The sequence below is a fragment of the Leifsonia sp. McL0627 genome, from assembly GCF_058244615.1.
Map to the genome: position 1 here is coordinate 632129 of NZ_JBZCGM010000003.1, position 13335 is coordinate 645463.

Consider the following 13335-nt stretch of genomic DNA (forward strand, 5'->3'; position numbering starts at 1 on the left):
CTCTGTGGACAACGTCCGCGCTGTGGACGGGCGCGGCTGCCCGGTCAGCGCGTGTGGCGGTCGGCCACGGTGAGCGCTGCGTCGATCACCTCGAGGCCGCGCCGGAGCTCGTCCTCCTCGATGATCAGCGGCGGTGCGATGTGCATCCGGTTGAAGTGCGTGAACGGCCAGAGGCCGGCCGCCTTGCACGCCGCGGCGACCTCGCCCATCGGCGCGGCGTCCGCTCCGGTCGCGTTGAACGGAACGAGCGGCTCGCGCGTGTCGCGGTCTCGCACCAGTTCGAGCGCCCAGAACAGGCCGCGCCCGCGCACCTCGCCGAGCGACGGGTGCGTCTCCAGCCATCCGGTGATGGTCGGCTCGACGACCCGCGAGCCCAGGTCGCGCACGCGCTCCAGGATGCCGTCGCGCTCGAACACGTCGAACGTCGCGACGCCCGCAGCGCAGGCCAGTGGATGCCCGGAGTACGTCAGGCCGCCCTGGAACGACACGTCATCGAAGAACTCCGCGATCCGGTCGGAGATGACGACGCCGCCGAGCGGCACGTAGCCGGAGTTGACGCCTTTCGCGAAGGTGATCAGGTCGGGGACGACGTCGAACGCGTCCACGGCGAACCACTCGCCGATGCGCCCGAAGCCGACCATGACCTCGTCGGCGATGTACACGATGCCGTAGCGGTCGCAGAGTGCGCGCACACCGGCCAGGTAGCCGGGCGGCGGCACCAGGACGCCGTTGGTGCCGACGACGGTCTCGATGATGATCGCCGCGACGGTCGCGGCGCCCTCCAGCACGATCACGTTCTCCAGGTGCTCCAGCGCCCGCTGCGTCTCCTCCTCCGGCGTGGTGGAGTGGAACGCCGAGCGGTACAGGTACGGGCCGAAGAAGTGCGCGACCGAGGAGTCGCTCGGCTCGTTCGCCCAGCGGCGGGGGTCGCCGGTGAGCGAGATCGCCGTGGCCGTCCCTCCGTGGTACGAGCGGTACATCGACAGCACCTTGCGGCGGCCGGTGACCCTGCGCGCCATGCGCACCGCGTACTCGTTGGCGTCCGCTCCGCCGTTGGTGAAGAACACCCGGTTGAGGGTTCCGGGCGCGACGCGGGCGATGCGGCGGGCGAGCTCGCCGCGCACGTCGTTCGCCATCGACGGCTGGATGGTCGCCAGCCGTCCGGCCTGCTCCTGGATGGCGCGGACCAGATCCGGATGCTGGTGACCGAGGTTCAGGTTGACCAGCTGCGAACTGAAGTCGAGGTAGGCGTTGCCCTTGTAGTCCCAGAACGTCGAGCCCTCGCCGGCCGCGATCGGCAGCGGGTCGATCTGCGCCTGCGCGCTCCAGGAATGGAAGACGTGGCTGCGGTCGTCGGAGCGCACCTGGGTCTCGGCGTCGCTGTCCCCGAAGGAGTGCGTGACGCCGCGGCGGTCGGTGTAGCCGGTGCGGGTGTCAGCTGCGCCGACTGAGGCGTCGGCCGCTGAACCAGTGGATGTGATGGTGTCTGTCATGGTGTCCGTCCTGTCCTGCTCAGGAGTTGCCGGGGAAGGCGAGCTCGATCTTCGAGTGCACCGGGTCCGGCCAGCGCGTGGTCACGACCTTGCTGCGCGTGTAGAAGTGGAACGACTCCGGCCCGTAGATGTGCGAGTCGCCGAACAGCGAGTTCTTCCAGCCGCCGAACGAGTACGCGCCGATCGGCACCGGGATGGGGACATTGATCCCGACCATGCCCACCTCGATGTCGAACTCGAACTGGCGGGCGGCGCCGCCGTCGCGGGTGAACAGGGCGACGCCGTTGCCGTAGACATTGCTGTTGACGAGGGCGACGGCCTCCTCGAAGGTGTCGACCCGGACGACGGAGAGCACCGGGCCGAAGATCTCGTCGGTGTACACCTTCATGCCGGTGCCGACGTCGTCGATGAGGCTCACGCCGATGAAGAAGCCGTCGGCGTCGAACTGCTTGGCGGTGCCGTCGACCACGACGGTCGCGCCCTCCGCCGCGGCGCCCGCGACGTAGGAGGCGACCTTGTCGCGGTGCTCGCGGGTGATCAGCGGACCCATCTCGCTGGCGGCGTCGGTGCCGTCACCGATCACGAGCCCGTCGAGGCGGCGCTCGATGGCGGGCACGAGGCGGTCGCCGACGTCGCCGACGGCCACAAGCACGCTCACGGCCATGCAGCGCTCACCGGCCGAGCCGTACGCGGCCGACACAGCGGCGTCCGCCGCGGCCTCGATGTCGGCGTCCTCCAGGACGACCATGTGGTTCTTCGCACCGCCGAGCGCCTGGACGCGCTTGCCGTTGGCGCTGGCGCGCTGGTAGATCGAGCGGGCGATCGGTGTGGAGCCGACGAAGCTGACCGCATCCACATCGGGGCTGTCCAGGATGGTGTCGACCGCGACCTTGTCGCCGTGCACCACGTTCAGGACTCCGGCGGGCAGCCCCGCCTCCAGGAACAGCTGCGCCAGGAAGACGGACGCACTCGGGTCCTTCTCGCTCGGCTTGAGCACCACGGTGTTGCCGCAGGCGATCGCGCTCGCGACCATCCAGAGCGGAACCATCACCGGGAAGTTGAACGGCGTGATGCAGCCGACCACGCCGACCGGCTGCTTGACGCTGTGCACGTCGATGCCGTTCGAGACCTGCTGGCTGTACTCGCCCTTGAGCTGGTTGATGAGGCCGGAGGCGAACTCCACGTTCTCCAGGCCGCGGCCGATCTCGCCGGCGGCGTCGGAGAGCACCTTGCCGTGTTCGCTCGTGACGATGGCGGCCAGATCGCCGGCACGGGCCGTGAGCAGGTGTCGCATTTTGAACAGCACGTCGGCGCGCTTGGTGAGGCTGGTCGCCCTCCAGCCGGGGAGGGCGGCCTTGGCGGCCGCGATGGCCTGCTCGACGTCGGCGACGCCGGCGAGCACGACCTCGTGCTGCTGCACGCCGGTGGCGGGGTTGAAGACGGGGCCGGTGCGAACGGGCTCGCCGGTCTCGGTGCCGTCGATCAGATGGCGGATGAGGGCCACGGGCATTCTCCTTGGGGACGCTCCGGACGAAGTGCCCGGATGAAACAGTAGGCTTGTCTCCCAATGGTTACAGAGAAGGAGGCGGGCGAGGGATGCCAGATCGTCGGGGCTTGAGCGCGGACGCTACAAATCGTCCGGACGGCAGTTCCGGCTCGCAGCCGCGATCGTCGGTCGTGCTTCCGAGCATCAGGGAGATCCTGCGCTTCGACGAGGTCGCGCGAGCGCTCCCCGAGGTGCTGTCCGGCGAGGACGCCCTCGACCGCCCGGTGCGCTGGGTGCACGTCTCCGAGACGGCGGAGAGCGCCAGGCTGGTGAGCGGAGGGGAGCTGCTGCTGTCCACCGGCGCGGGCTGGCCGGTCGACGAGGCGGCGCTGCACGCGCTCGCGGACCAGTTCGCCGTCGCGGGCATCGCCGGTCTCGTGCTCGAACTCGGCGACAGGATGCCCGCCCCGCCTGCCGCCCTGCTCGACGGGTTCCGCGCCTCCGGGCTGCCGCTCGTCGTGCTGCACAGGGAGGTGCGGTTCATCGCGATCACCGAGGCGGTGCACGTCAGGATCATCGCCGACCAGATGGTCGCCTTGCGGGCGCGCGACGAGATCCACGCGCTCTTCACCGAGCTGAGCCTGCGCGGCAGCCCGGCCGACTTCATCGTCGCCCAGGCGGCCCGCGCGCTCGCCGCCCCTGTCGTGCTCGAAGACCTGAACCACCGCGTGATCGCCGCCTCCGGCATCGACGCGACGGAGGAGGCGCTGCGCGGCTGGGAGCAGCGCTCCCGTCAGGCACACCGCGGCACCGGAGACGAAAGCTGGCTGATTACCCCCATCGAGGCGCGCGGGATGCGCTGGGGGCACCTGATCGCGCTGCCCGGCCGCCCGCATCCGGCCGGCCGCTCGAACGTGCTCGAACAGGCCGCCGTCGCCCTCGCGCTCAGCCGCCTCGCCGACCGGGATGCGGACGAGTGGACCAGGCAGAGCCACGACCGGCTGCTCGGCGCGCTCCTCGGCCGCCGGTTCGCGAGCGAGAGCGGACTGGTCGCGCGGTTCGAGGCGTCCGGGCTGCCCGTCGCCGGACGCCTGCTGAGCGGAGCCGTGATCGGCCTCGGCGCGCGCGGTGCGGGCGTCGATGTCGCCGCGCTCGCGGACGCGGCGACCGCCGAGGCACGCGACCAGGGACTCGACGTGCTGGTCTCCCCGCATCCGGAGCGGACGGCCGGGCTGCTGGTGCTGGCGGTGTCGTCGCGTCCGGACCGGCCCGTGACGGATGCGGCGCTGACGGCGGTCGCCGGTGCTGTTGCGGCTGCGGCAGGGGCCGCGGCCGGGGCTGCGGTGCGCGGTCCGGCCGCCGGCGACCCTGTCGGCGCAGGGGCGGTGACTGTCGCCCTCGGGTCGCAGGCTCCTGGCATCCCTGGCCTGCTTGCGTCGATCGCCGAAGCCGGTCAGCTGATCGCCCGCGCCGACAGCAAGCGGTCGCGCGGCACGGCGATCCTGCGGGCGGAGCACCGGCCGCTGCTGCGCCTGGTCACCACGCTCGGCGCCGACCCGCGGATGCAGGAGCACAGCGAACTCATGCTGCGTCCGCTGATCGACTACGACCTGGCGAACGACGGCGACCTGCTCGACGTGCTTCGTGCATACGCGGCGCACCCCGGCAATCGCACGAGGGCGGCGGCGGCGAGCCACCTGTCGCGCTCGGTCTTCTATCAGCGCATCGCCCTCATCGAGGACCTCCTCGACATGGACCTCGACGACGGCGAAACCCTCTCCGCGCTGCACGCCGCCCTCCTGGCGCGCAGCGCCCGCGGCTGACGCAGGGCGCGCCACGCGTTGTCTGGCCGCGAGATACCAGTAAGTGCGCGATATCCAGGGCGAATCCGTGCAGATACTGGCATCTCGCCGTCTCGACCCGTCCCGCCTGTGGAACGGGCTGTGGAGGGTTTTACCCCGCCCGCGCCGCGCCTCCTGAATCGAGTGGTCCCGAATTGCCGTGCGGCGTGCGCCCGCACGGCAATTCGGGACCGCTCGTTCCTGGAACAGTGCGGCCTGGGCGAGGCCTTACCCCGCCACCCACACCTTCCGCAGTGTCTCGGTCACCGTCCACACGGTCTCGTCGCCGGCGGTGAGGCGCACCACGTCGCCCGGACCGACGGCCATCACGCGGCCGGTCGCCGGGAACTCGATGGTCGCCCGCCCGGCGATCACCACGAAGACCTCATCGGCCTCCACATCGGTCATCGTGCCGGGGGTCATCTCCCAGACGCCGACCTCCGCACCGCCGAACGTGCCGAGCGATTCCAGGCCGGTCGTCGGCGCACCGGCCACGCGCTGCTCGGTCGCCACCGGCTCGTGCGCGAGCGCGAGGCTCAGCGCCCCCACCCGCCCCGTCGCATCCATCGGCTCACCCATCACGCGCTCGCCAACGTCTTCGCCATCTCCTCCGTGGATGCGCCGCTGCGGCGCAGCACGAAGCCCACGACCGCGAGCGCCACCAGCGTGAGCACGAACATCACGGCGGAGACCGCGGCGATCTCCGGCCGCAGTCCGACACGGAGCGAGCTGAAGATGTAGACCGGCCACGGCGTGGAGCCGGGGACCTGCACGAAGCTGGAGACGATGGTGTTGTCGAGGCTGAGCGTGAACGACATCAGCGCGCCCGCCCAGATCGCCGGGCTCGCCACCGGGAGCGTGATCTGCCAGAAGCGCTTGAGCGGCGGTGCGTACAGGTCGGCCGCCGCCTCCTCCAGCGCCTCGTCCATGCCCTGCATCCTGGCGCGGACGATGAACGTCACGACCGCGACGGACAGCACGGAGTGCGCGACGACCAAGCGCACCAGGCCGTTGCTGAAGATGCCGATGCCGAAGTCCGTTCCAAGGCTGACGAACCAGGGGAGCATCGACACCGCATCCACGATCTCGGGGGTGAACAGCGTGATCGTGAGCAGCAGCGTCGCCCAGAGCACCCAGGACGTCTTCGCCTTCGACCTGGCGAGGGCGAGGCCGCCCAGCGTGCCGAGGATCGTGGCCAGCACGGCCGCGCCGAGCGCCGCCTCCAACGAGGTGACCACCGACGACCGGATGACCGGGTTGGCCCAGGCGTTCACGTACGCGTCGAAGCCGAAACCCTGCCAGGTCGCCAGCAGGCGTCCGGTGTTGAACGAGTACACCAGCATCACCAGGATGGGCAGGAACAGGAACGCGAACACCAGGATGCCCCACACGGTCAGCCCGATGTGCACCCCGTCGCGGCGGCGCCGGACCTTCGGGCGCTCTCCGGCCTCCTTGGTGCGGATCGCGGCCATGGACTCGGTCGCTGTCGGCGCGCTCATGCTGCCTCTCCCTTCGTCAGCCCGGCCATCGTCGGCTGCACCGGCGTCAGCACGACCCGTCGCGAGCGGCGGAGCACCGCCCGGATGATCAGCATCGCCCCGCCGACGACCACCACGGCCGCCGCGATGAACAGCATCAGCAGCACCGCCATCGCCGAGCCGAGCGCCCAGTTCTGGGCTGTGTTGAACTGGCTGGCCACCAGCTGGCCCACCATGTTGCCCTGCGCGCCGCCGAGCACCGACGCCGTGACGTAGTCGCCCATCAGCGGAATGAAGACCAGCAGGCAGCCGGAGGCGATGCCCGGCGCCGCGAGCGGCAGCGTCACCTGCAGGAACGTCCGCACCCGGTTGGCTCCGAGGTCGGCGCTCGCCTCACGTAGCGGCTGGCCTGCGCGGTCCATCGCCACGTAGAGCGGCAGGATCATCAACGGCAGATAGTTGTAGACGACACCGAGTTGCACCGCGGCCTGCGTGTACAGCACGTCGAGGTTGCCGTGGATGATCCCGAGGCTCTGCAGCGCGTCGGAGAGGAAGCCCTGCGGCGACAGCACGATCTGCCAGCCGAGGGTGCGCACCAGGAAGTTGGTCCAGAACGGCACGAGCACGAGCGCGAGGGCGAGCGCCCGGTACTGCGGGCGCAGCTTCACCGCCAGCCAGTATGCGAACGGCACGGCGATCACCAGGCAGATCGCGGTGCCGAGCAGCCCGATCCTCAGGGTGTTCAGGAACGTGCCGAGGAACGTCGCATCCAGTGCCTCGGCGTACCGGTCGAAGGACAGCTTGTCGTTGGCGTGCGCCGAGAACAGGTCGGGCTTGTAGCCGAACGAGTACCAGAGCACGAGCGCCAGCGGCACGACGAAGAAGAACAGCACGAACGCCCAGGTCGGGAACCCGGCCACGGTCGTGCCGGAGATCCGGGAGCGCAACGGCCGGCGCTCGCGCGGAGCGCTGCCGGAGCCGGAGTCCAGGCGTTCGTCGTCGATCCTGGATGCGGTCGCCGTCGCGGTCATCACGATCCTGCCTTCGCCATCATGCGGTTCACGATCGACACGAGCCGCTCGGCTGCGTCGTTGAGTTCGGCCGGGGTGAGCCTGGCGATCACCTCGTCGGAGGGGAACACCAGGTCGGGGAGGTCGAAGCCCTCCTTCTGCGCGCGCTCCTTGAGGCCCTTCACACCGGTCGAGTATCCGATGTAGTCGACCTCGCGGTAGGAGGCGTCCGGTTCCAGGATCGCGTCGATGAACGCGTACGCCGCATCCGGATGCTGGGCGCCGGTCGCGATGGCCCAGGTGTCCATCCAGAGATTGGCGGTGGGCGTCGGGTAGACGAACTTCCAGTTCTTGGGGATCTTGTCGGTGGCGAGCATCCCCTGCCTGGCGTCGCCGTTGAACGCCTGGATGAGGGCGAAGGTGCCCTCGGGGATGCCGCTGGTGACGGCCGTCGAGTTGAACGCCTTGAGGTGCGGGGACAGGGTGTTCACCAGGAAGGTCTCCGCCGCATCCAGGTCGGCCTTCTTGGTGGTGTTCGGGTCGATGCCGTTGGCGGCGAAGTACATGCTCGTCACCTCCCACGGGTCTTCGAGCACGGCGACGTTCTTGCTCGCCTCGTGCTGGGCGGCGTCGAGGAAGTCGGCCCACGAGGTCAGCGGGCGCTTGATGACGTCCGTGTCGTACGCGAAGCCGGTGGTGCCCCAGTCTTTGCAGACCGTGTAGACGTTGCCGCGGTCCCAGGACTGGTCGGTGTAGTGCGGGTCGAGGTTGCCGAAGTTGCGCAGCTTCGAGTGGTCGAGCTTCTGCAGCAGGCCGTTCGCCGCCATCATCGGCACGTAGTTGCCGGTCGGGACGACGATGTCGTACCCGCTCGTCCCGCGGGTGGCGCCGAGCTTGGCGATCATCTCCTCGTTGGAGCCGTAGCTGTCGAGCTGCACCGTCACGCCGGTCTTCTTCTGGAAGGCGGAGATGTTGGCCGGGTCGTCGTAGTCGCCCCAGCTGTACACATTCAGCTGGCTCTCCAGCTTGCCGTCCGGGGCGATGGAGGCGCCGAACGCCGTCTGCCTGCTGCACGCGGTGAGCGCGAGCCCGGCCGCTGTGACGGCGAAGCCGCTGAGCAGGGCGCGGCGACTGATCCGGGCGGCCCCCGCTTTCGGGATGAGGGCGACGACGTCGGCGCCGCTGCGGAACCCCGCCATCTCAGGCGGCCTCTGCGTCGTCTGCGTCCGCGCGGAACACATGCAGGTCGCTCTCGTCCCAGCCGCACCACACCGCATCCCCGGTGCTCAACTGTGCGGCCTGGCCGGGCGCCTGCCGGGAGAGCAGTTCGACCCCGGCAGCGGTCACGATCACGTACTGGATGACGTCGCCGAGGAACGAGATCCCGGCGAGCGTCCCTCGCACGGCGTTCCCGGCGGGACGCTCGTGGCTCACGGTGACGGCCTCGGCGCGGACCGCGACGCGCACGCGGTCGCCGGAGTGCGCGTCCGGCCGGGCGGCGGCGGAGCCGACAGGGCCGTCGGCGGCGAGCAGCGCGCCGTCTTGCTGCACGGTGGCGTCGATGAAGTTCTGCTTGCCGATGAAGCCGGCGACGAACGCGTTCGCCGGCGACAGGTACACCGACTCCGTCGAGCCGATCTGCTGCACGGCGCCGCCCTGGAGCACCACGATGCGGTCGCTCATCGAGAGCGCCTCCTGCTGGTCGTGGGTGACGAAGACGAACGTGATGCCGAGCTGGCGCTGCAGCAGCTTCAACTCGATCTGCATCTCCTCGCGCAGCTTGCGGTCGAGGGCGGACATCGGTTCGTCGAGCAGCAGGACGCGCGGACGGTTCACCAGGGCGCGGGCCAGGGCGACGCGCTGCTGCTGGCCGCCGGAGAGCTTTTGCGGGCTGCGGTCGGCGAACCCGCCCATCCTGGCCATGTCGAGCGCATCCCGCACCCGGCCGGCGATCTCCGAGCGCGGAACGCGCTTCTGCCGCAGGCCGTACGCGACGTTCTCCGCGACGGTCATGTGCGGGAACAGCGCATACGACTGGAACACGGTGTTGACGGGGCGCTTGTAGGGCGGCGTGTTCACGACGCTCGCCCCTCCACCAGGATGTCGCCCGCATCCGGATGCTCGAACCCGGCGATCATCCGGAGCAGGGTGGTCTTGCCGCAGCCGGACGGCCCGAGCAGGGAGATGAACTCGCCGCTGTGCACGTCGAGGTCGATGTGGTCGACCGCCGTCTGCGATCCGAACAGTTTGGTGACACCGCGCAACAGCACGGAGCCGTCGGGGGCAGGTGGGGCGATCGTCATCGATGTTCTCCTGGGTCGGGGTGCGAAAAGTCGGGGCTGTGCAGAGCGGGGGAGGTGCAGCGAGTGGCGGCGCGGCGGGTCAGCTGTCGAAGCCGAGCCCGACCGCATCCAGGGCCTTCAGGAACAGGTTGCGTTTGCCGTCGTTGTGGTCGGCACGGTCGAGCGACATCCTGGTCAGGTTGATGCCGATGGCCGCTGCGGGTTCCGGCGGGAACGGCAGGGGGCGGCTCTTCACCATCGCGAGCTCGGTGCGTTCGGTGCTGCGCCCGGCGAGCAGGTCGAGCATCACCTTCGCACCGAAGTGCGTCGCGGCGACGCCGAGGCCGGTGTACCCGGTCGCGTAGGCGACACGGCCGCCGCGGGCCGAGCCGAAGAACGCGCAGAACCGGCTGCAGGTGTCGATGGCGCCCGCCCACTGGTTGCTGAACCGCAGGCCCTCCAGCTGCGGGAACGTGGTGAAGAAGTGGTTCGCCAGCTTCTCGAAGGTCTCCGGCCGGTTCTCGTACTCCTCGCGGACCCGGCCGCCGTAGTGGTAGATCGCGTCGTAGCCGCCGAACAGGATGCGGTTGTCCTTCGAGAGCCGGTAGTAGTGGAACTGGTTGGCTGAGTCGCCGAGTCCCTGCCTGCCGGACCAGCCGATGGAGGCGAGTTGCGCATCCGTCAGCGGCTCGGTCATCAGCACGTAGTCGTAGACGGGCACGGTCGCGAGCCTGTTGCGCTTGAGCAGGCTCGGGAACACGTTGGTCGCCAGCGCCGTCCGCTCCGCCCTCACGACACCGCGCGGCGTCTCGATCACCGTGCCGTCGCCGATGCTCGACACGGGGCTGTTCTCGAAGATCTCCACCCCCAGGTCAGTGCAGGCGCGGGCGAGCGCCCTGGCGAGCTTGGCCGGGTGGATGAGGGCGGAGTCGCGGGTGCGCAGCAGCCCGGCGAGGTAGCTGGGGGAGTGCACCTGGGCACGCATGGCGTCGGTGTCGAGGAAGAGCGCGTCGTCGCCGTTCGCGGCCTCGCGAAGCCACTCGACCTGGTGCGGTTCGGTGGCGAGGTCGATGGCGCCGTTGCGCTCGAAGTCCGCGTCGAGGCGGAGGTCGGAGACGGTGGCTTCGATCTCGTCGAGGTTCTGCATCCCGAGCCGTTGCAGCTGGTCGAACTCCTGCGGGAACCGGCTGAGCCCGTTGTCCTCACCGTGCGTGAGGCTCGCCTCGCAGAATCCGCCGTTGCGCCCGGAGGCCGCCCAGCCGATCCGGCGGGCCTCCAGCAGCACGACGCGCGCGGCCGGGTTCTCCTGCTTGGCGAGCAGGGCCGTCCACAGCCCGGAGTATCCTCCGCCGACCACGACCAGGTCGCAGCCGATGTCGCCGGTGAGTGTCGGGTACGCGTCGCCCGGCGCATCCTCTGTCCAGAACACGGCCTGCCGTGTGTCCGCCAGTGCGTGACGCACGACGGACGCATCCGGTCGATTCCGTTCGAATACGGTGGTTCCCACGGTCAGTACACGCCCCTTTGCCAGGTGTTTGGAACATTCTGCCCGCCCACAACGATACGTAACGACCGATTCCGTACCGATTCCGGCGACTTTCCATGCATTTCGTCTGGCTCGCCCCGGGAACGACGTCGAAACCCGCCGCCGCCGCCGCCGCGTCGCGTCCCGTCCGGCCCCGCCCGCAGCCATCGAGTGGGCCCGAATTGGCGTACGCATTCCGGCGGCGCGGCAATTCGGGACTACTCGTTGGGTCGGCGGGCCTCAGGGGAAGGTGATCGAGGGGTCCTCGCCCACACCGACCGGGAAATGGGCGAGGAAGGTCACGCCCTCCGGCCCGGCGTCGAACTGCGCGATCCGCGCGCCCTCCGCCTCATAGAACACGTCGCCGGCCACGAGCAGGTGCTCAGGGCCGCCGTCGATCCGGTAGATTGCGGTCCCAGCCTCGATGCTTCCGACGACCGGCCCGTTGTGGATGTGCACCCCGGATGCGGCGTCCGGCGCGATGGTGATGCGTCGGCTCTGGATGCGGCCGAACACGCGCGGCCTCGGCAGCGCCACATCCTGGACGACGACACGGACGACGGGGCTCACTGCGGTGTTCTGGACGGGACTCTCGGTTGCGCTTTCGGCGGTGTTCTCGGCGGGCTGCTCCATGCCTCCGACCCTAACGCCCGCCCAGCAGCCATCGAGTGGTCCCGAATTGCCGTGAGCCGACTGGCGGCACGGCAATTCGGGACCACTCGTTCGGTCGGCGCGTTGGGCGGGGCGAGCGCCGGGGATGAGCTGGCTACAGCGGGGCGAGGAGCGCGCCGCGGAGGCGGTCGCTGAGGTCGGGAGGGACGTCCACGTCGACGGCGAGAGCCTGGACGGCTCTGCTGAGGTAGTTGCGGGCGGCCGCCGCCAGCGTGATGTCGACGATCTCCCTGTCGGAGAAGCCGACCTCGCGCAGCCGCAGGCTGTCGGCGTCGGTCATCGCGTACGAGTCGCGGCTGACCCGCTCCGCGTACTCCATCATCGCGACCTCCGCCTCGCTGAGGTCGGCGTCGTGGTAGTCGCGGGCGACGCGGACGAGCTGGTCCTCCTCGATCAGCGGCAGCGTCTTCCGGCCGTGCGCGAGTCGGCAGTGCTCCGAGTGGTTGCCCTGCGCGGCGGCGAGCGTGACCAGCTCGTAGCGCCGGACGCCGAGCTGGGAGACGATGGAGCGCACCAGCTGCTCCCACGCCTGGTACGCCTCCGGGTTCACGGCCATCGCGCGCGTGTGCGATGGCACGTAGCCGAGGTCGCGTTCGTCTTTGGCGTAGATGGCGGCGACCTCTCCCTCCGCGTCGTCCGGATCGGTTGTCTCGATGATGGACATGGGTTCCTCCTTCGTCGCAGGACCACCACCATGCTCGCACCGGAACCGGCGTCCCGCTAGCGTTGAACCGTGACCGAGGACGCCAGCTACCGTGACCCCCGCCTCGCCGCGCTGTACGACCGGATGAACCCGTTCGCGGCCGACACCGAGTTCTACCTGGCGTTCGCCGACGAGCATCCGGAGGCGCGCATCTTGGACATCGGCTGCGGCACGGGGCTGCTGACCGTCGAGCTCGCGCGTCGGGGGCACCGGATGCTCGGCGCGGACCCGGCGGAGGCGATGCTCGACATCGCCAGGGCGCGCGACGGCGGCGACCTCGTCGAGTGGCTGCAGGCGGAGGCCGGGGCGCTGCCCGCCGGTGACGCGGACCTCGCGATCATGACAGGGCACGTCGCCCAGGTGTTCGTCACCGACGACGCCTGGCAGGATGCGCTCACCGCCGCCCACCGCGCGCTGCGGCAGGGCGGCCTGCTTGTCTTCGAGAGTCGCGACCCGCGCGCCAGTGCGTGGCTGCGCTGGGGCGACGGCCGAGAGACCATCGAGACCGCAGACGGGCCGGTGACGGCGTGGAACGAGGTCACGGCGGTTGACGAGACGACCGCCGAGTCCGGCGGCGTGGTCGGGCTCGTCGGCCATTACTCGCTGCCGGGCGGCGAGCATCTCACCGACGAGGGTGCGCTGCGGTTCCGCACCGAGGAAGACCTGCGTGCCACGCTGGTCGGCGCGGGCTTCGGCGTCCGCGCCGTCTACGGCGATTGGATGCGCGGCCCCGTCACAGACACGACCACCGAACTGATCGTGGTCGCGGAGGCCCGGCCTGCTTAGACCCTGCCCGGCCGAGACGTTGCCCGGCTTAGACCCTGCCCGGCCGAGACGGTGCTCCG

At 70.1% G+C, this 13335-nt stretch carries 13 protein-coding genes; 2 read left to right on the forward strand and 11 right to left on the reverse strand.

Annotated features, from left to right (window positions below; genetic code table 11):
- Window positions 1-44 precede the first annotated feature (44 nt).
- Window positions 45-1493 (reverse strand): aspartate aminotransferase family protein, encoded by a 1449-nt coding sequence (locus AC37TH_RS11265; protein ID WP_490764439.1) that lies wholly within the window; start codon window positions 1491-1493, stop codon window positions 45-47.
- A 19-nt stretch (window positions 1494-1512) separates the two neighbouring features.
- Window positions 1513-2997, reverse strand: coding sequence for a CoA-acylating methylmalonate-semialdehyde dehydrogenase (locus AC37TH_RS11270; RefSeq protein ID WP_490764440.1), 1485 nt, complete (start codon window positions 2995-2997; stop codon window positions 1513-1515).
- A gap of 110 nt (window positions 2998-3107) precedes the next feature.
- On the opposite strand from AC37TH_RS11270, the gene AC37TH_RS11275 reads away from it, so the two are divergent.
- Window positions 3108-4802: a PucR family transcriptional regulator gene (locus AC37TH_RS11275; protein ID WP_490764441.1), complete on the forward strand. Its 1695-nt coding sequence runs from the start codon at window positions 3108-3110 to the stop codon at window positions 4800-4802.
- Window positions 4803-5048: 246 nt separating this feature from the next.
- On the opposite strand, the gene AC37TH_RS11280 is transcribed toward AC37TH_RS11275, so the two are convergent.
- From AC37TH_RS11280 to AC37TH_RS11320, 9 genes are all read right to left on the reverse strand, one after another.
- Window positions 5049-5387 carry a cupin domain-containing protein gene (locus AC37TH_RS11280; protein WP_490764442.1) on the reverse strand — a complete coding sequence of 113 codons (339 nt, stop codon included), beginning with the start codon at window positions 5385-5387 and terminating at the stop codon, window positions 5049-5051.
- Between the two features lie 11 nt (window positions 5388-5398).
- The gene (locus AC37TH_RS11285; protein WP_490764443.1) at window positions 5399-6319 is read right to left on the reverse strand and encodes an ABC transporter permease; all 921 of its coding nucleotides are present in this window, start codon (window positions 6317-6319) and stop codon (window positions 5399-5401) included.
- A complete protein-coding gene (locus tag AC37TH_RS11290) occupies window positions 6316-7329 on the reverse strand; it encodes an ABC transporter permease (RefSeq protein WP_490764444.1) in 1014 nt (337 codons plus the stop codon). The genes AC37TH_RS11285 and AC37TH_RS11290 overlap by 4 nt, the downstream gene beginning before the upstream one ends.
- The gene (locus AC37TH_RS11295) at window positions 7329-8507 is read right to left on the reverse strand and encodes a polyamine ABC transporter substrate-binding protein (RefSeq protein ID WP_490764445.1); all 1179 of its coding nucleotides are present in this window, start codon (window positions 8505-8507) and stop codon (window positions 7329-7331) included. Before AC37TH_RS11295 ends, AC37TH_RS11290 begins: the two co-directional genes overlap by 1 nt.
- Before the next feature lies 1 nt (window position 8508).
- On the reverse strand, window positions 8509-9387 hold the full coding sequence (locus AC37TH_RS11300; RefSeq protein ID WP_490764446.1) for an ABC transporter ATP-binding protein: 879 nt from the start codon (window positions 9385-9387) through the stop codon (window positions 8509-8511).
- The gene (locus AC37TH_RS11305) at window positions 9384-9611 is read right to left on the reverse strand and encodes an ATP-binding cassette domain-containing protein (protein WP_490764447.1); all 228 of its coding nucleotides are present in this window, start codon (window positions 9609-9611) and stop codon (window positions 9384-9386) included. Before AC37TH_RS11305 ends, AC37TH_RS11300 begins: the two co-directional genes overlap by 4 nt.
- A gap of 79 nt (window positions 9612-9690) precedes the next feature.
- Entirely contained in the window at window positions 9691-11097 is a 1407-nt protein-coding gene (locus AC37TH_RS11310) for an FAD-dependent oxidoreductase (RefSeq protein ID WP_490764448.1), read from the reverse strand.
- Window positions 11098-11355: 258 nt separating this feature from the next.
- On the reverse strand, window positions 11356-11748 hold the full coding sequence (locus AC37TH_RS11315) for a cupin domain-containing protein (protein WP_490764449.1): 393 nt from the start codon (window positions 11746-11748) through the stop codon (window positions 11356-11358).
- 133 nt (window positions 11749-11881) lie between these two features.
- Window positions 11882-12451, reverse strand: a complete 570-nt coding sequence (locus tag AC37TH_RS11320) for a carboxymuconolactone decarboxylase family protein (protein ID WP_490764450.1) — start codon at window positions 12449-12451, stop codon at window positions 11882-11884.
- 69 nt (window positions 12452-12520) lie between these two features.
- Here AC37TH_RS11320 and AC37TH_RS11325 point away from each other — a divergent pair, with 69 nt between their 5' ends.
- Complete coding sequence (locus tag AC37TH_RS11325) at window positions 12521-13276, forward strand: class I SAM-dependent DNA methyltransferase (RefSeq protein WP_490764451.1); 756 nt, start codon at window positions 12521-12523, stop codon at window positions 13274-13276.
- Window positions 13277-13335: the final 59 nt, after the last annotated feature.

Coding starts and splice junctions, on each gene's coding strand:
- AC37TH_RS11265 (WP_490764439.1), bottom strand. CDS start 1,493: ATGACAGACACCATCACATCCACTGGTTCAGCGGCCGACGCCTCAGTC.
- AC37TH_RS11280 (WP_490764442.1), bottom strand. CDS start 5,387: ATGGATGCGACGGGGCGGGTGGGGGCGCTGAGCCTCGCGCTCGCGCAC.
- AC37TH_RS11285 (WP_490764443.1), bottom strand. CDS start 6,319: ATGAGCGCGCCGACAGCGACCGAGTCCATGGCCGCGATCCGCACCAAG.
- AC37TH_RS11290 (WP_490764444.1), bottom strand. CDS start 7,329: ATGACCGCGACGGCGACCGCATCCAGGATCGACGACGAACGCCTGGAC.
- AC37TH_RS11295 (WP_490764445.1), bottom strand. CDS start 8,507: ATGGCGGGGTTCCGCAGCGGCGCCGACGTCGTCGCCCTCATCCCGAAA.
- AC37TH_RS11305 (WP_490764447.1), bottom strand. CDS start 9,611: ATGACGATCGCCCCACCTGCCCCCGACGGCTCCGTGCTGTTGCGCGGT.
- AC37TH_RS11315 (WP_490764449.1), bottom strand. CDS start 11,748: ATGGAGCAGCCCGCCGAGAACACCGCCGAAAGCGCAACCGAGAGTCCC.
- AC37TH_RS11320 (WP_490764450.1), bottom strand. CDS start 12,451: ATGTCCATCATCGAGACAACCGATCCGGACGACGCGGAGGGAGAGGTC.